Annotated in this window: 17 protein-coding genes and 3 tRNA genes; 11 read left to right on the top strand and 9 right to left on the bottom strand. The window is 66.0% G+C overall.

Features of this window, described 5'->3' with window-relative positions:
- Nucleotides 1-108: 108 nt before the first annotated feature.
- The 3 genes from ABIC32_RS11670 to ABIC32_RS11660 are packed head-to-tail and all read left to right on the top strand — an operon-like array spanning nucleotide 109 to nucleotide 3,161.
- Nucleotides 109-1,425 (top strand): glycosyltransferase family 2 protein, encoded by a 1,317-nt coding sequence (locus tag ABIC32_RS11670; protein ID WP_354074279.1) that lies wholly within the window; start codon nucleotides 109-111, stop codon nucleotides 1,423-1,425.
- An 18-nt stretch (nucleotides 1,426-1,443) separates the two neighbouring features.
- Complete coding sequence (locus ABIC32_RS11665) at nucleotides 1,444-2,355, top strand: RsmD family RNA methyltransferase (RefSeq protein ID WP_354074278.1); 912 nt, start codon at nucleotides 1,444-1,446, stop codon at nucleotides 2,353-2,355.
- Nucleotides 2,352-3,161 (top strand): TrmH family RNA methyltransferase, encoded by an 810-nt coding sequence (locus tag ABIC32_RS11660; protein ID WP_354074277.1) that lies wholly within the window; start codon nucleotides 2,352-2,354, stop codon nucleotides 3,159-3,161. Before ABIC32_RS11665 ends, ABIC32_RS11660 begins: the two co-directional genes overlap by 4 nt.
- On the opposite strand, the gene ABIC32_RS11655 is transcribed toward ABIC32_RS11660, so the two are convergent.
- Entirely contained in the window at nucleotides 3,158-4,435 is a 1,278-nt protein-coding gene (locus ABIC32_RS11655) for an MFS transporter (RefSeq protein ID WP_354074276.1), read from the bottom strand. The genes ABIC32_RS11660 and ABIC32_RS11655 overlap by 4 nt on opposite strands.
- A 56-nt stretch (nucleotides 4,436-4,491) precedes the next feature.
- Nucleotides 4,492-6,918, bottom strand: coding sequence for an ATP-dependent helicase HrpB (gene hrpB / locus ABIC32_RS11650; RefSeq protein WP_354074275.1), 2,427 nt, complete (start codon nucleotides 6,916-6,918; stop codon nucleotides 4,492-4,494).
- Between the two features lie 145 nt (nucleotides 6,919-7,063).
- On the opposite strand from hrpB, the gene ABIC32_RS11645 reads away from it, so the two are divergent.
- The gene (locus ABIC32_RS11645) at nucleotides 7,064-8,638 is read left to right on the top strand and encodes an amino acid permease (protein ID WP_354074274.1); all 1,575 of its coding nucleotides are present in this window, start codon (nucleotides 7,064-7,066) and stop codon (nucleotides 8,636-8,638) included.
- Between the two features lie 122 nt (nucleotides 8,639-8,760).
- Here ABIC32_RS11645 and ABIC32_RS11640 read toward each other — a convergent pair.
- The 4 genes from ABIC32_RS11640 to ABIC32_RS11625 form a co-directional block, all read right to left on the bottom strand.
- Nucleotides 8,761-8,845, bottom strand: a tRNA-Leu gene (locus ABIC32_RS11640).
- Nucleotides 8,846-8,894: 49 nt separating this feature from the next.
- Complete coding sequence (locus tag ABIC32_RS11635) at nucleotides 8,895-9,257, bottom strand: hypothetical protein (protein WP_354074273.1); 363 nt, start codon at nucleotides 9,255-9,257, stop codon at nucleotides 8,895-8,897.
- A gap of 68 nt (nucleotides 9,258-9,325) precedes the next feature.
- Complete coding sequence (locus tag ABIC32_RS11630) at nucleotides 9,326-9,841, bottom strand: Dps family protein (protein WP_246845984.1); 516 nt, start codon at nucleotides 9,839-9,841, stop codon at nucleotides 9,326-9,328.
- A gap of 125 nt (nucleotides 9,842-9,966) precedes the next feature.
- Nucleotides 9,967-10,040, bottom strand: a tRNA-Gln gene (locus ABIC32_RS11625).
- Between the two features lie 201 nt (nucleotides 10,041-10,241).
- Here ABIC32_RS11625 and ABIC32_RS11620 point away from each other — a divergent pair.
- Nucleotides 10,242-10,318, top strand: a tRNA-Pro gene (locus ABIC32_RS11620).
- A gap of 60 nt (nucleotides 10,319-10,378) precedes the next feature.
- Here the strand turns inward: ABIC32_RS11620 and ilvC are convergent.
- Nucleotides 10,379-11,413 (bottom strand): ketol-acid reductoisomerase, encoded by a 1,035-nt coding sequence (gene ilvC / locus ABIC32_RS11615; protein ID WP_354074272.1) that lies wholly within the window; start codon nucleotides 11,411-11,413, stop codon nucleotides 10,379-10,381.
- On the opposite strand from ilvC, the gene ABIC32_RS11610 reads away from it, so the two are divergent.
- The 4 genes from ABIC32_RS11610 to ABIC32_RS11595 all read left to right on the top strand — a co-directional run bounded on the left by ABIC32_RS11610 (nucleotide 11,412) and on the right by ABIC32_RS11595 (nucleotide 14,119).
- Entirely contained in the window at nucleotides 11,412-11,954 is a 543-nt protein-coding gene (locus ABIC32_RS11610) for a DUF924 family protein (protein ID WP_354074271.1), read from the top strand. The genes ilvC and ABIC32_RS11610 overlap by 2 nt on opposite strands.
- Nucleotides 11,955-12,070: 116 nt before the next feature.
- On the top strand, nucleotides 12,071-12,949 hold the full coding sequence (locus ABIC32_RS11605) for a thymidylate synthase (RefSeq protein WP_502909343.1): 879 nt from the start codon (nucleotides 12,071-12,073) through the stop codon (nucleotides 12,947-12,949).
- Nucleotides 12,950-12,960: 11 nt separating this feature from the next.
- A complete protein-coding gene (locus tag ABIC32_RS11600) occupies nucleotides 12,961-13,815 on the top strand; it encodes an alpha/beta hydrolase family protein (protein WP_199061437.1) in 855 nt (284 codons plus the stop codon).
- Between the two features lie 4 nt (nucleotides 13,816-13,819).
- Complete coding sequence (locus ABIC32_RS11595; RefSeq protein ID WP_354074269.1) at nucleotides 13,820-14,119, top strand: nucleoside triphosphate pyrophosphohydrolase family protein; 300 nt, start codon at nucleotides 13,820-13,822, stop codon at nucleotides 14,117-14,119.
- 2 nt (nucleotides 14,120-14,121) lie between these two features.
- On the opposite strand, the gene ABIC32_RS11590 is transcribed toward ABIC32_RS11595, so the two are convergent.
- Nucleotides 14,122-14,709, bottom strand: a complete 588-nt coding sequence (locus ABIC32_RS11590) for a hypothetical protein (protein WP_354074268.1) — start codon at nucleotides 14,707-14,709, stop codon at nucleotides 14,122-14,124.
- Between the two features lie 57 nt (nucleotides 14,710-14,766).
- On the opposite strand from ABIC32_RS11590, the gene ABIC32_RS11585 reads away from it, so the two are divergent.
- A complete protein-coding gene (locus ABIC32_RS11585; RefSeq protein ID WP_199061435.1) occupies nucleotides 14,767-15,294 on the top strand; it encodes a dihydrofolate reductase in 528 nt (175 codons plus the stop codon).
- Nucleotides 15,295-15,303: 9 nt separating this feature from the next.
- Nucleotides 15,304-15,624, top strand: a complete 321-nt coding sequence (locus tag ABIC32_RS11580) for a YbjQ family protein (RefSeq protein ID WP_039243695.1) — start codon at nucleotides 15,304-15,306, stop codon at nucleotides 15,622-15,624.
- A gap of 19 nt (nucleotides 15,625-15,643) precedes the next feature.
- On the opposite strand, the gene ABIC32_RS11575 is transcribed toward ABIC32_RS11580, so the two are convergent.
- Nucleotides 15,644-16,741, bottom strand: coding sequence for an NADH:flavin oxidoreductase (locus tag ABIC32_RS11575; RefSeq protein WP_199061434.1), 1,098 nt, complete (start codon nucleotides 16,739-16,741; stop codon nucleotides 15,644-15,646).
- Nucleotides 16,742-16,814: the final 73 nt, after the last annotated feature.

Genomic DNA, 16,814 nt, shown 5'->3' with positions numbered 1-16,814 from the left:
TGTGGCGCTTTGGGGGCGGATGCGGTGAAGGATTCGGCGCATCCAGGGATCAGGCCCCGCCGAAACGGCGCCTCACGACGCACGCCGAGCGGTTTCCAGATCACGACCTTGATCCTGCTTATCCTGACATCCGTCGCAGCGCTGATCCACTGGCCGGAAACCGCTTTTGACGTCGCCTTGGTGTTGTTCCAGGCCGCCTTCGTCATGTGCGCGCTGTGGAAGGCCGTTATCGGCGTCGCCAGCCCGCGACGCCCCGCGCCTGTTCCGCGTCCGATCGAATGGCCGCGCTACACCATTCTGGCGGCGCTTTACGATGAGGCGGCGGTGACACCGCAACTGATCACCAACCTCAGCCGGATCGACTATCCGGCGCACAGGCTGGAGGCCTTTATCGTGCTGGAAGCGCATGATGAGGCCACCCTGGCCGCAGCCCAGGCGACGCCGAAACCGCCTTGGCTGAAAATCCTGATCGCGCCGCCGGGCAGTCCCCAGACCAAGCCGCGCGCCTTGAACTACGCCCTTCGCCACGCTCGCGGCGATCTCGTCACAATCTATGACGCCGAGGATCGACCGCATCCGCAACAACTCCGTCAGGCGGCGGCGCGCTTCGTCGCCCAGCCCCGGCTGGGTTGTCTTCAGGCGCCGCTTCGCATCCGAGGATCCGGCAAGCCTGGCTCCTGGTTTCTGGATCGGCAGTTCGCTTTCGAATATGCGGCGCTGTTCGAAGTGACCCTGCCGGGCATGGCGCGGCTGGGCCTGCCCTTCCCGCTTGGCGGCACCAGCAATCATATCCGCATGACGGCTCTGCGCGGAGCCGGGGCTTGGGATGCCCACAATGTCACCGAGGACGCCGACCTGGGCTTTCGCCTGTGGTCGCTGGGCTGGAAGCTCGGCGTCATCGACAGTCCGACGTGGGAGACGCCGCCGGGCGCGATGGACCGCTGGCTGCCCCAGCGCACCCGGTGGCTGAAGGGTTATATGCAGACCTGGGGCGTGCATACGCGGCGTCCGAACGCCTTGGGCCGGCGCGGAAGCTTGTCGCTGATCATGACCTTGGGCGCGGCGATCCTGTCGGCGGCCGCCCATGCCCCGACGCTGGCCTGGATGGTTCTAGCCGTCGCCGTCTGGGCGCTTTCCGGCGTCTTGCCGCCCTTGCCCGGTGGCTCGCTGGGCGTGCTGGCGCTGGGAGTCATCGCCGCCTGGATGAGCTGTGCGGTCGGAGCACGACGCGCCGGACTCGATTACCGGTTGGGTGATGTGCTGGCTGCGCCGGCCTATTGGGCGTTGCTCAGTCTGGCCTTCATCCATGCGGCCTGGCGGTTGGCCGTCGAACCGCACGTCTGGGACAAGACCCCGCACGATCGCGACGATCACATGCCGGAATTGACCGTCGTGGCGCCGGACGCTGGACGCGAGGCGGCCTGAGCGCCTATCAGCCCGACGATGGCGCCTGTCCTTTCCAAAACTCCCGAAACCCTCGTGACCTCCGGCTGGTCCGACTATGCCCTGCTGGATAGCGGCGACGGCAAGAAGCTGGAACGCTATGGCCGCTACACCGTCGTCCGACCCGAGCCGCAGTGTTTCTGGTCGCCCCGCGATCCAAAAGCCTTCGAAAACGCGACAGCGACGTTCGATCCGCAGCAGGAGGAGGAAGACAGCGGTCGCTGGCGGTTCGACAAGCACGGCCCCATCGACGCCTTCCCGTTGAAATGGCGCGATGTGAAGTTCACCGGCCGCTTCACCCCCTTCCGCCACCTCGCCTTCTTCCCTGAACAGGCGGCCAACTGGGAATGGCTGGACGGACGGGTGCGTGACTTCACACGTTCAGCCGGCCGCGCGCCGAAGATCCTGAACCTGTTCGGCTATACCGGCGTCGCGAGTCTGGCTGCGGCCGCCGCAGGTGCAGAGGTCACCCACGTCGACGCCTCCAAGAAGTCGGTCGCCTACGCGCGCGAGAACGCCGAACAGTCGGGGCTGGCTCAGCACCCGATCCGGTGGATCGTCGAGGACGCTCGCAAATACGTCGCCCGCGAAGTTCGTCGCGGCTCGAAGTATGACGGCATAATCCTGGACCCGCCGAAATACGGGCGCGGCCCTACGGGTGAAGTCTGGCGCCTGTTCGAGGACATGCCTGGTCTGCTCAAGGACTGCGCCGCCCTGCTGGCGGACGATGCCGACTTCCTGCTGCTGAACGCCTATGCGGCGCGCGTGTCCGGCCTGTCCCTGGCGCATCTGATGGTGGAGGCGACCCAGAATCGGGGCGGCCGGATCGACTGGGGCGAACTGGCCCTATCCGAAGACGGCCCGGACGCCCGCGCCATCGGTCTGTCCTTCTTCGCGCGGTGGAGCCGATGAGCGCCCGAGACGAATATCGCGTCATCACCTCCCTGACCAACGACACGGTCAAGGGCGTCCGCGCGCTGCATATGCGCAAGGAACGCGACCTGACCGGCACCTTCCTGGCCGAAGGTCTGAAATTCATCGGCGAGGCGCTGGACCAGGGGCGCGCACCCCGGATGCTGCTGGTCGGCGAGGACGCCCGGCCTCATCCGTTGCTTGACCGCGCCAAGGCCGCCACGCTCAAGGCCGGCGGCGATATCATCGTCGTCACCCACGCCATCCTCGAAAAGATCAGCCGCCGCGACAATCCGCAGACCGTGCTCGGCGTGTTCGAACAGGCCTATGCGCCTCTCGACAGCCTCAACCCCGCCTCGGCTCCCTGCTGGGTCGCGCTGGAGCAGGTGCGCGATCCCGGCAATCTGGGCACCATCATCCGCACGGCGGACGCGGCCGGTTGCGGAGGGGTCATCCTGATCGGCGACTGCGTCGATCCCTATTCGGTCGAGGCTGTGCGCGCGACCATGGGCTCGGTCTTCGCCGTCTCAATCACCAAGACGACGCCCGAAGCCTTCCTGACCTGGCGCAAGCGCTGGCCCGGCAGCGTCGTCGGCACACGACTGGACGCCAAAGTCAGTCACCGCTCAGCCGTCATGCAACGGCCGTCGCTGATCCTGATGGGCAATGAGCAGGCGGGCCTGACCGACGGTCTGGCCGCCGCCTGCGACGTCAACGTCAAGATCCCGATGCGCGGGCGCGCCGACAGCCTGAACCTGGCCATCGCCACCGGTATCATGGTCTATGCCGCGACGGACGAAGCCTAGAGCTTTTCCTCCGGGGCCACCCGCCCCATGCCCCACAGGGCGGCGATGGTGATCAGAGCCGAGATCGCCAGATAGCCGCCGACGGCCCCCGGCCCGAACCGCTCGGCCAGCTTCAGCGCGATGTAGGGCGCAAGCGATGCGCCCAGGATGCCCGCCAGATTGAAGGCCATCGACGCGCCGGTGTAGCGCACCGCTGTCGGGAACGGCCGCGCCATGGCCGCGCCGATGGGGCCATAGGTGCAGCCCATCAGGGCGAACCCGAGCGCAAAGAAGATCAGCAGGCCGCTGAGACCGCCCCCGAACAGCGGTGCGAACAGAAAGCCGAACAGGCCGATCCCGACCGAAGAGGCGATCAGCACCCTGACCTGCCCGTATCGATCCGCCAGCAAGGCTGTCACCGGTATGAAGGCGGCGAAGAACAGCACGCCGATCAACTGGATGGGCAGCACATCGGCCCGCGCCAGCCCCATACCCGTCGTCGACCAGCCCAGGGCGAAGACGGTCATCAAATAGAAGAGGGTGAAGGTCGTCACACCGCTGAACGTCCCCAGCACCAGCGCCGCCTTGTGATGGGCGAACAGGGTCACGGCGGGCGCCTTCACGCGCTCGTCGCGGTCGACCGCCTTCTGAAACTCGGGCGTCTCGGTGATTTTCAGTCGCACCCACAGGCCGACGAACACCAGCACGGCGCTGGACAGGAACGGAATGCGCCAGCCCCAGCCCTCGAACGCGGTCTCGCTCATCGTCGACGTCAGGACGATGAAGGATGTGGTGGACAGGATGAAGCCGATGGGCGCGCCCAGTTGGGGGAACATCCCGAACCAGGCCTTCTTTCCGGGCGGCGCGTTCTCTGTCGCCAGCAACACCGCCCCGCCCCACTCGCCGCCCAGGCCCAGCCCCTGACCGAACCGGCAAAGGGCCAACAGCAAGGGGGCCAGCAGGCCGACCTGCTGGTGCGTCGGCAACAGGCCGATGGCCACCGTCGACAGACCCATGGTCATCAGGGCCGCAACCAGCGTCGCCTTGCGTCCCACTCGATCCCCAAAATGCCCAAAGGCCAAGGCGCCGATTGGCCGCGCGAAGAAGGCGATGGAGAAGGTCGCGAACGAGGACAGCAGCGCCGTCCCCGGATCTTCGCCGGGGAAGAACAGCGTCGGGAACACCAGGACGGCCGCCGTGGCGTAGATGTAGAAGTCGAAGAACTCGATCGTCGTGCCGATCAGGCTGGCGAACAGCACGCGGCCGGTGGAGTTCTTCGGCAGGACATCGGACATCTTCTTCTCCCGGTTGTCCCAGCGATGCCCGTTTCCCGCCCGCCGCGTCAAGGCGATCAGGCGCCGCGCGGCTTGACCCGGTTCGTCGCTTGCGCCTCGGCTGGGTTTTCTGGCCACGGATGACGGGGATAGCGGCCGCGCATCTCCGCACGCACCGTCGCCCACGAGCCCGACCAGAAGCGTGGCAAGTCCTTGGTGACTTGCACCGGCCGTCGCGCCGGCGACAACAGGGCGAGGGTCAACGGCATGCCGCCGACGGTCGGATGCGTCGTCACGCCGAACAGTTCCTGCACCCGAATATCCACGCGCGGCCCGCCCTCGGCGGCGTAGTCGATGGCCGCCGATCCCAGGGGCGTGACCAGACGCGCGGGCGCCAGCTCGTCCAGACGGCGTTGCAGATCCCACGGGATCAAGCTGCGCAGGGCTTCGGCCAGGTTACCGTCAGCGATCCCATCCAGCGATTTCGCCCCTTCCAGCAAAGGCCACAGCCAGTCCTCTCGCGCCGCCAGCAGGGCGTTGTCCGACACATCGGGCCAAGCTGGGTCGCGCGCGTGCAGGAAGGCCAGCCGGGCGCGCAGTCCCGACGCCTGCTCGCCCCATTTCAGCGCGCCCAGCCCATCCGCCTCGATCTCGGCCCGAAGGGCGGCGGTCAAGGTCTTCGCATCCGGCGCGCCGACGATCTTTTCGTCCAGCACGATGGCCCCGATGCGTCGCGAGCGCCGGATCACCGACCGCCCCGACGGTTCGCGCGCCAGCCGATCCTCCGTCGAGATCAGGCGCGCCAGATCGCTGTCGATCCGGTCCGCCTCCAGCGCTGCCGCCAGTCGCACCCGGTCGCGCGTATCGCCGCCGCCAAGTTCGGCGATCGCCAACCAAGGCTCACGCGCCAGATGGTGGGTCGCCTCCAGCACGGCTCCTCTCCCGCTGGCGAGAAGATATTCACCCGCCTTGCCCCGCGCCTTGGCGATCCGCTCAGGGAAAGCTTCCGCCAGCAGCAGGCCCGGATCGATCGTCCGACCGGACCCGCCGCCCGCCGCCCGCGCCCAGCGCTCCGCCAGCTTGATCGAATCGCGCGCTCTCTGCGTCCGATCGCGCTCCAGCCCGATCAGGCGATCCGCCAGATCGACGCTTAATCCGCCCAGACCCGGCTCGCTCAACACCGCCGCGATCCGTGCGCCCGTCATCGCATCGCCGACGTCGGACGCCACGGCGACCATATGCGCCAGCCGCGGCGACAGCGGAATCCTCGTCAGGCGCAGCCCGTGTTTCGACAGGCCGCCATCTGCATCCAGCGCCCCCAACCGTGTCAGCACCTTGCGCGCCTCAGCCATGGCTCCGGCCGGCGGCGCGTCTAGCAGGGCCAGCCCCTCGACCGAGCGTGCGCCCCACCGGGCCAGGTCCAGGGCCAGCCCGGTCAGGTCCGCCTCCTGGATTTCCGGCCGTTGATGCGGGACCAACCCGCGCGTCTGTTCCTCATCCCACAGGCGGTAGCAAACGCCCGGCTCGGTGCGCCCGGCCCGCCCGCGCCGCTGTTTGGCCGAGGATCGGCTGACCTTGACCGTCGCCAAACGGGTCAGGCCGCTGGACGGTTCGAACCGCGGCACGCGCGACAGGCCGCCGTCGATCACCACCCGCACGCCTTCGATGGTCAGGCTGGTTTCCGCAACGGAGGTCGCCAGCACCAGTTTGCGCCGCCCCACAGCCGCCGGTTCGATGGCCCGGTCCTGTTCGGCCCGGTCCAGTCCGCCGTAAAGGGGCACGACATCGACGTTCGGCAGCCGCAGCCGCGCGTTCACCAGCCTGGCCACCCGATGGATTTCGCCCTGCCCTGGCAGGAAGACCAGCACCGACCCCGCCTCCTCGCCCAAGGCGGTCAGACAGGCCCGCGCCACCGCCTCTTCGAACCGTTCGGATGGGTTGCGGCCCAGATACCGGGTCTCGACCGGCCAGGCCCGCCCTTCGGCCTCGATCACCGGCGCGCCGTCGAGCAGGCGCGAGACCCCGACCACATCCAGCGTCGCCGACATGACCAGCAGCCGCAGGTCCTCGCGCAGCAGCCCTTGCGTATCTCTCGCCAAAGCCAGCCCGAGATCGGCGTCCAGGCTGCGTTCGTGGAACTCGTCGAACAGAACCGCGCCCACGCCCTCCAGCCCCGGGTCGTCCAGAATCATGCGCATGAAGACGCCCTCGGTGATCACCTCGATCCGCGTGTTCGGCCCGATCCGGCTCTGCAGCCGGGTGCGATAGCCCACCGTCCCCCCCGGCTGTTCGCCCAGGGTCGCAGCCATCCGGTCGGCCGCCGCCCGTGCGGCCAGGCGTCGCGGCTCCAGCACCAGCACCTTGCCCTCCAGCCAAGGCTGATCCAGCAGGGCCAGCGGCACGACCGTCGTCTTGCCCGCCCCCGGCGGCGCCGCCAGCACGGCCGTATTGCCCGTGCTCAACGCGGCTTTCAGCGGTTCCAGAACGGCGTGGATGGGCAGCATACGTCGCCTCTAGCCTGCCGATGGGCGATCACGAAAGCGTCGTCGCGCCTTAACCACCCCGTCATGCGCGTTGCGCGCCGCCTCATCCGTCGCTAGCGTCCGCCCCAAGCAGCCGAGGGGCTGCATCAAAACGTGGGGGTATTTTATGTGGCGCGTTAAGTCGCTCGACGCGATCCTTGCCACGGCCGAGAAGAAGTCGCTTCACCGGTCGCTTGGTCCTGTTCAACTGACGCTTCTGGGGATCGGGGCCATCATCGGCACCGGGATCTTCGTCCTGACTGCTTCGGCCGCCCAAAAGGCCGGACCGGGCATGATGATCAGCTTCGTCATCGCCGGCGCGGTCTGCGCGGTCGCGGCGCTCTGCTACTCCGAACTGGCGTCGATGGCGCCGGTTTCGGGCTCGGCCTACACCTACACCTACGCCGTGATGGGCGAACTGCTGGCCTGGACGGTCGGCTGGGCGCTGATCCTGGAATACGCCGTGGCGGCCTCGGCCGTGTCGGTCGGTTGGTCGGGCTATGTGCTCGGGCTGATAGAACAGGGACTCGGATTCGACTTCCCTGATCTTCTATCCGCCGGGCCGACCTGGTCGATGAACGGCTTCATCCCCACGCCTGACTTCTCGGCCGGTATCGTCAACATCCCCGCCATCGTCGTGGCCCTGCTGGTGACGGCTCTGCTGATGGTCGGCACCACGGAATCGGCTCGGGTCAATGCGATCCTGGTCGCGATCAAGGTCATCGCCCTGACGGTCTTCATCGTCATCACCCTGCCCGTCATCAAGTCAGCCAACCTGTCGCCGTTCGCCCCCAATGGCCTGTTCGGCCAATATTCTGGGATGGGCATCGTCGGCGCCGCGGCCTCGATCTTCTTCGCCTATGTCGGCTTCGACGCCGTTTCGACGGCGGCCGAAGAAACCAAGAATCCGCAGCGTAACGTGCCCATCGGCCTGATCGGCTCGCTGGCCATCTGCACGATCTTCTATCTGTTGGTCGCGCTCGGCGCCGCCGGCGCTATCGGCGCCCAGCCGGTTCTGGGCGCCGCCGGTGAAGCGGTACAGCCGGGCTCGCCCGCCTTCGTGGCCGCTTGCGCCCTGCCCGCCAACGCAGAAATGCTGGTCTGCTCCAACGAGGCCCTGGCCCACGTTCTGCGCGTCGTCGGTCACCCCCAGATCGGCAACGCCCTGGGCACCGCCGCCCTGCTGGCGCTGCCGTCGGTCATCCTGATGATGATCTTCGGTCAGACCCGCATCTTCTTCGTGATGGCGCGCGACGGCCTGCTGCCGGAAGGCCTGACCAAGATCCACCCCAAGTGGAAGACGCCCTATATCGTGACCGCCGCCACCGGCATCGCGGTCGCCATCGCCGGCGCCCTGTTCCCGGTCGGTCAGCTGGCCGACATCTCGAACTCGGGAACCCTGTTCGCCTTCTTCATGGTGTCGATCGCGGTGCTGGTGCTGCGGGTCAAGGATCCGAACCGCCGGCGCCCGTTCCGCACGCCGCTGATCTGGGTGTTTGCGCCCCTGTCGGCATTCGGTTGCGCCTTCCTGTTCTGGAACCTGCCTCACGACGCCAAGATGGTGCTGCCGATCTGGGGCGGCATCGGCCTGCTGATCTACTTCGCCTACGGCTACCGCAAGAGCCACCTGGGTCGCGGCGTGGTCGAGGTTCACGAAACGGATGGCGACGTTCCCCCGCCGCCCGTGCCGCCGATCAGCTAAGGCGAAATGCGAGGCCTGTCGCACCGATCGCGGCAGGCCCACCTATCGGCCTCAAGTAGCCCAAGCGCGATAGGCCAGGAATAAAGAAAGGCCCCGGATCGCTCCGGGGCCTTTTTTTGTCTTGGTGCGGATGAGAGGACTCGAACCTCCACGCCTCTCGGCGCTGGAACCTAAATCCAGTGCGTCTACCAGTTCCGCCACATCCGCATCGGGTAGGCGGTCGCCTCTAGAGGGTGACGCCGCTCAGGGCAAGGCCTCAGCGACGCCCGGCGACCAGTTCGTTGCGGATGGAGCGTCCCAAGGGATCGCGGGCGCGCCAGGTGTCGCCGACATCGGCCTCGACCATCCGGCTGCAAAAGCGCGGTAGAATCTGGCGCGGGCTGAAGCCGGACAAACAAATCTTGTCGCCCTCGGCCGACCAGCGAGCCGCCACACGCCGTCCGTCCGAAAACTGCGAGGTGTAACGTCCATCCGGCTCGAAATAGTGCCTTACCCACTGTCCGTTCGGATAATGGGACACGATCGTGTTGCCGAACGCCTTGGACATATCGGCTGAGGCGGGCGAGGCCGCCAGCACGCCCACGATCGCCAAACCGCAGATCACCGAAACCTGATTCACACGCCCCTCCTGCGCCATCCGTCATCGACTACCGACGATACATAAGACGGCGCAAGCGCTGCGGTTCCTCAGCCGTTGCCGCGACGACCCGATTCGAACAGGAACCAGACGCGCTTCTCGCTCTCGTCGATCCAGTTCTCGAGCAGGCTGGCGGTCGCGACGTCGTTATGCTCGTCGCACAGGTCATGCACCTCGCGCATCCGGCCGATCAGTTCGCCGTTGTCGTCGCGAAGCTCGGCCAGCATATCCAGCGGATCGACATAGTCGGCGTCATTGTCGGCGATGCGTGATTCCTTGGCGATCTGACCGATGGAGCGCAGCGTGGTCCCGCCGATCTTGCGCGCCCGCTCGGCCATGGGATCGGTCATGGCCAGAATTTCCGCCGACTGCTCGTCCAGCATCAGATGATAGTCCCGGAAGTGCGGACCCGAGACGTGCCAGTGGAAATTCTTCGTCTTGATGTAGAGAGCGAACGTGTCGGCCAGCAGGCCGGTCAGAGCGGCGGAAATGCTCTGGGTCGCCTCCTCCGACAGGCTCGTCGGCGTCTTCAGGGGCGCCAAGCGCTTTTCTTTGGCGGTGGCCATCATCGTTCTCCTCAGCAGCAGTCTGCGGTCAAGCTAGGTCGCCGGGCATCCGGACGGAAGCCCTGGCGCAGATGATAATGCTGAAGCTGTGAAGTGGTTCGGCGGCGCCGATCTTTGTCGGCGGATGGCTGGGGAACTAGGACTCGAACCTAGAATGACGGTACCAAAAACCGTAGTGTTACCATTACACCATTCCCCAGCAGGACCGGCGTTTCCGAAGCACTCTGTGCGGCGGAGGCGGTCAGATACGCCAAGCCGTTTTGGGATGCAACACCCTCTTTCAGGACTATTTTCGCTTACCGTGAAGATGGGTCGAAATGGGCGCTTGCGGCCTATCGAACCCATGGCTATAAGCCGCGTCCTCACTTCGGGGCGACGCCGGCAGGCCAGCCCCCACGGTCGGAGTGTGGCTCAGCCTGGTAGAGCACTGCGTTCGGGACGCAGGGGTCGGAGGTTCGAATCCTCTCACTCCGACCATCTTCTCCTCAGAAAAAGCGACGATGCGACAGCGGGCCTTCGCCCGCTGCAATATCCGTATCAGTCGTCGTTCGCTGCGGTCTCCATCGCCTGGCGCGCCACCGCATTCAGATGCGCTCCAACCGACTCGATGGTCCTTGAGTCCAGCGCCTTTCGGCGCGCGGTCAGATCGGGCGAGCCCGCGTCGTAATCGGCCATCAGCCGACGCACGAACGTCCCGTCTTGAACCTCCGCCAACACCTGATCCATCGCTTGGCGAGATTCGGCTCCGATGACGCGCGGTCCGGTCAGATAGGCGCCGTATTCCGCCGTGTTCGAAATCTTGGCGAAGGCGCCCGCAATGCCGCGTTCGTACATCAGGTCGGTCACCAGCTTGGTCTCGTAGAAACATTCGAACCACGCCACCTCGGGCGGATAACCGGCGTCCACCAGCTTCATGAAGGCGGAATCGATCAGTTCGGCGATCCCGCCGCACAGCACCACCTGTTCGCCGAACAGGTCGCTTTCGCACTCGTCCCGCATCGTCGTTTCCAGAATGCCCTTGCGCCCGCAGCCCAGCGCCGCCGCATAGGACAGGCCCAGCGCATGCGCGCCGCCTGTCGCGTCCTGCTGCACGCCGAACAGGCAGAAGACCCCCTCTCCGGCTTCGTACAGATCGCGGATACGCGGCCCGATCCCCTTGGGCGAGGCCAGGATGACGTCCAGATCCGCGCGCGGTTCGACCAGGCCGAATCGTACCGACAGGCCGTGGGCGAAGATCAGGGCCGCGCCCGGCCGCACGTTCGGCTCCAGCTCGTCGCGCCACAGATCGCGATGCGCCTCGTCCGACGTCATGACGGCGACCACGTCGGCGCCCGACGCGGCCTGCCCGGCCGTCATCACCTCGAATCCGTCGGCGCGCGCCAGGTCTCGCGTCTTGGAGCCGGACTTCAGCCCCACGACGATGTCGGTCACGCCCGAATCGCGCAGGTTCAGCGCATGGGTGCGGCCCTGGCTGCCGTAACCGATCATGGCCACGCGCTTGCCGCAAATGATCGAAAGGTCGCAGTCGCGGTCGTGGAAGACAGGCAGCGGATTGGGTAGGGTCTGGGTCATGACCGCCTTCATAACCCCTTCCGACGTCGTCGCCTTCTGGAAAGAGGCCGGACCCGACAAGTGGTTCGCCAAGGACGAGGCGTTCGACGCCGACTTCCGCGACCGAGGCCACGCCCTGCATTGGGCCGCAGCGCGCCGCGAACGGGACGACTGGATGGACACGGCCGAGGGCGCCCTGGCGCTGTTGATCCTGCTGGATCAGTATCCGCGCAACAGCTTTCGCGGCACGGCGCATCAGTTCGCCACCGACCCGCTCGCCCTGATGTTTGCAAACCAGGCCGTGGCGCGCAATCTGCATCTGGCGGTCGAACCGGCGCTGAAGAACTTCCTGCTTCTGCCATTCGAACATTCCGAACGGATCGAGGATCAGGACCGCTACATGGCCTTGGTCGCCGGCGACGAAGAGTTGGAAAAATGGGGCAAGCTGCACCGCGACATCATCGTTCGCTTCGGCCGCTTCCCGCACCGCAACGCCGCCCTGGGCCGCCAGACGACTCCTGAAGAACAGGTCTTCCTCGACGAAGGCGGCTTCGGCGGATGATTCGCCCACAAGTATCTCTGGCTCCCAGCGTCTTCATGAAATTCAAGACGCGACCCCTTAGTTAGGAACTTCTTAAGTGACTCAGCGCGGCCTTGGCCGAGGTTGGGGACGGGATGATGGACGGCAGCGGGCACTTTGCTACTGGATCGGACTTAAGGTCACCGAACCTGACCGAGACGCTAACCGCGCCGGCCGATCATCCCGAGCGGCAGTATCTGAGCTTGCTGCGCGACATCCTCGACAATGGCGTCCGTCGCGACGACCGCACCGGCACCGGCACCTTGGGCGTCTTCGGCCGCCAGATGCGATTCGACCTGTCCAAGGGCTTTCCGGTCCTGACGACCAAGAAGCTGCATCTGCGGTCGATCATTGTGGAACTGCTGTGGTTCCTGCGTGGCGAAACCAACATCGCCTATCTGAAGGACAACGGCGTCCGCATCTGGGACGAATGGGCCGACGCCGAGGGCGAGCTGGGCCCAGTCTACGGCAAGCAGTGGCGGTCCTGGACTGCGCCGGACGGCCGCGTCATCGACCAGATCGAGGAGCTGGTTCATGGGCTGAAGACCAATCCCAACAGCCGTCGCCACATCGTCACCGCCTGGAACCCGGCCGATGTCGACGACATGGCCCTGCCGCCCTGCCACTGCCTGTTTCAGTTCTTCGTCGCCGACGGAAAGCTCAGCTGCCAGCTGTATCAGCGCAGCGCCGATGTCTTCCTGGGCGTGCCGTTCAACATCGCCTCTTACGCCCTGCTGACGATGATGCTGGCCCAGGTCGTGGGGCTGGAGCCGGGCGATTTCGTCCACACCTTCGGCGACGCCCACCTTTATCTGAACCATCTCGAACATGCCGAGCTTCAGCTGACCCGCGAGCCGCTGCCCCTGCCCGTCATGCAGATCGCGCCCAAGACCGACCTGTTCGCCTTCGACCTCTCGGACTTCACCCTCGAGGGCTATGAGGCCTGGCCGCACATCAAGGCCGCCGTCGCCGTTTAAGGTCATTCACGATGATCCGCGCCTTCTCTCTTGGTCTCATTCTGCTCGCGATTCCCGCAGCGTCGGCCATCGCTCAGCCGATCTCGTCCGCTGTTGAAGCCGCCGAGATCACACCGATACAAATTAGCGTGCCGGCGCCGGACGGTCGGGCCATACCGATCAGCATCTGGACCGCCCCGGTCGAACGCGGCGTGGTGGTGTTCAGCCACGGCTATAACGGCTCGCCGACGGCCTATGCCCGCATTTTGTCGGCCTGGGCGACGCATGGATTCACGGTAATCGCACCGCTGCACGTCGATTCTCTGCGCCATCCCGAACATGAGAAATATGACAATCGCGCCGCCTTCACGACCAGGCTGATCGACCTGGGCGTCGCACGCGGCATCGCCGCTCATACGCATTCGGACAAGCCGCTGATCGTGGCGGGGCATTCGTTCGGCTCTCTGATGTCCGTGATCGAGGGCGGCGCCGTCACGGCTGCCGGGCCCGCAGGCGACCCGGCGGTAAAAGGCGTAATCGCCTTTTCCTCGGCCGGCTCCATCCCCGGCCTCGTCACCTCAGACAGCTACCGCACGCTTGACCGTCCGCTGTTGGTGATCACTGGCGATCAGGATCTGGTGCCCGGCTTCGTCAGCGATTGGCGCGATCATCGCGCGCCGTTCGACAACAGTCCGGCAGGCGACAAAACCCTCATGATCTTCGCGGGCGCAGACCACCAGCTGCCGGGGACGGCGCAAGGCGAGCAGTTTGATCAGATCATCCGGGCGACGGAGGATTTCCTCGACGCCTATGCGCTGAACGACGCCGACGCCCGGTCGCGCCTTCAGGCCTTTGCGGAAGATGGCGTCACCGTCGAGCGTCGCTGACCGGATGGATTTGCGCGATCTGTCAGCGTCGGTTCTTCGCATCTCCGACATTTACGCCGCCGAACACGATATCGACCGCGACCGCGATTGGGCCCTGCTCAAGCTTCAGGAAGAGCTTGGCGAACTGACCGCCGAGCATCTGCGTCTGACCGGCCGCGCAAGCGGCGCGCCCGACAGCCAGGCGCTGGGTGACGAAGCGGCGGATGTGCTGGGGATGCTGCTGATCTACTGCGCGCGGGCGGGTGTCGATCTGGATCAGGCCATGCAGCGCAAATGGCTGAAGTGGCTGGATCCTCAAGCTTAATCCTAAGTCTCTGGCGCAATCATGATCATCGGCTTCAGACGCGCGACCAGGGCGTCGTCCGTTTCGATGCGCTCGACCACGATCCGGTTTTTCATCATGCCCATCTGCATGGTGGCGCGAAACGCGATCACGTCGCCGGGCGCAGCAATGAATCCCTCAAGCGTCGGCTTGTTCTGCTTGCCCGCCAGACCGCCGAACGCCATGGACACCTGGTGGCCGCCCGGCGAGACCGAAATGGCGGTGAAGCGCGGGCTCTTCAGCTGGGCCACGAACTTATCGTCAACCGACAGGTCCATGCCGGCGGCCTTGCCCACGAAGCCTTCGCGATAGACGATCAGCAGAGCCTGATCGTGAAACTGAGGGCGAAACGCCAGTGCAGCCTGCTTCTGCGCCGCCGTCGCCGACTTTCCCAGTTTTGTGCCCGCCAGATTGGCCATGATGTAGGCGGTGAACACGCCCAAGAATGCGCCGACCATCATCGGCAGATAGCCGGCGTCGGCTCCGGCCGATGAGAACAAGAACGCCAGCCCGCCGCTGACGACGAACGCGACCAGGAAACCGACCACGATGGCGGGGAGATACTTGCTCACAACGGGGCTCGCGTTCATTGGATGGGCCACCTCAACGCATCGATACGGTCAAGGTTCTTGCCCCAGCCCCTCATTTCCCTGGTCGTCGCGCGCGGACGCAACGGCGTCATCGGCCGCGACGGCGACCTGCCCTGGCGGCTGCGCTCGGACCTGCAAAGGTTCAAGGCCATCACCGTGGGCAAGCCCTGCCTGATGGGCCGCAAGACCTGGGAGAGCCTGCCGCTAAAGCCTCTGCCGGGTCGGCTGAACATCGTGCTGACGCGTGACGAATCCTACGAAAGCGACGGCATGTCGAAGGGTGCGCTGGTCTGCGCCACGCTGGACGAAGCCATCGAGATCGGGCGCGAGACCGCCGAGGACGATGGCGTCGATGAGATCTGCATCATCGGCGGCACCGCCCTGTTCGAGGCGTCCCTGCCCCGCGCCAGGCGCCTCTACATCACCGAGGTCGAGGCTTCGCCCGAAGGCGGCGCCGTCTTTCCTGCATTCGACGAAACCGCGTGGGTCGAGGTATCGTCAGAATCGCATCAGGCAGGCGAGAAGGACGATCACGCCTTCATCTTCCGGGTGTTGGAACGCCGCTAGGAGAAACAGATGTACGTCACCACGACCAACGACCTGCCCGGCTTTCGCGTCACTCGCCACATCGGCTTGGTGCGCGGTGTCACGGTGCGCTCGCGCAACGCCATCTCCGACGCCATCGGCGGGGTCCAGTCCATGCTGGGCGGCCGCGTCGGCGCCTATGTGAAGCTGGCTGAGGCCGGGCGTCAGGAAGCCTATGACGAACTGGTCAAACACGCCCAGGCCCACGGCGCCAACGCCATCCTGGCCGTCCGCTATGACGCGACGGAGATCATGCCGGGCGTGACCGAGGTCCTATGCTACGGCACGGGCGTGATCGTCGAGCCGGCATAGCCGGCTCGACGATTCCCGATCAGGACAGGGTCATCAGGTCGGAACGCTCGAAGTTGCGCAGCTCGTCTTCACGACCGTCGCGGATCTTGGCGACCCACTGAGGATCGGCCAGCAGTGCGCGGCCGACGGCGACTAGGTCGAACTCCTCGTTCTCCAGACGGCGCAGGAGACCGTCCAGCGAGGCGGGCTTTGAACCTTCGCCGCCGAAGGCCGCGATGAACTCGCCGTCCAGGCCCACGGACCCGACGGTGATCGTCGGCTTGCCCATCAGCTTCTTGGTCCAGCCGGCAAAGTTCAGGTCCGAACCTTCGAACTCCGGCTCCCAGAAGCGCCGCTGCGAGCAGTGGAAGACATCGACGCCGGCGTCCGACAGCGGGGTCAGCCACTCGACCATCTGTTCCGGCGTCTCGGCTATGCGGGCCGTATAATCCTGCAGCTTCCATTGCGACAGGCGCAGGATGACGGGAATGTCGTCGCCGACGCCTTCACGCACCGCCTTCACGACCTCGGCGCCGAAGCGGGCGCGGTCGGCGATGGTCGGTCCGCCCCAGCGGTCCTCGCGCGCATTCAGTCCGCCCCAGAAGAACTGATCGATCAGATAGCCGTGGGCGCCGTGGATTTCGACGGCGTCGAAGCCGAGGTCGCGAGCCGCGCGGGCCGACCGGCCGAAAGCGGCGATCGTGTCTGCGACATCCTCCTCCGTCATCGGCTCCAGCTTGGTCTTGCCCGGCATGGTCATGCCCGACGGGCTGTCCACCTTGCCCAGAGGCGCCCAGTCATCGCCGCGTCCGCGGGCCGAGCCCACGTGCCAGATCTGCGGCGCGATCAGACCGCCGACGGCATGAACCTCTTCCACCACCGACTTCCATTCCGGCAGCGCTTCGCCGTGGAAGACCGGCACATTGGCGTCGTTGCGCGCCGCCGGACGCTCGACGACCGTGCCCTCGGTCACGATCAGGCCCACCCCGCCCTCGGCGCGACGGCGATAATAGGCGGCGACGTCGGAGGTCGGGATGCCATTCGGCGAGAAGGACCGCGTCATGGGCGCCATGACGATGCGGTTGGGCAGGGTCAGCCCCTTGATCGTGAATGGGCTGAACAGGGCGTCGAGGCTCATCGGAACTCCTTGGATATCTGTAGCACCCAAGGTGGCGAACAGGGTTGCGTTTGAAAACCCCTTGCGACGGCTT

The organism is Brevundimonas sp. 1080 (assembly GCF_040545985.1).
Classification (GTDB): domain Bacteria; phylum Pseudomonadota; class Alphaproteobacteria; order Caulobacterales; family Caulobacteraceae; genus Brevundimonas.
The sequence above is the reverse complement of the archived record's forward strand: the minus strand, read 5'-3'. Positions and strand labels throughout refer to the sequence as shown.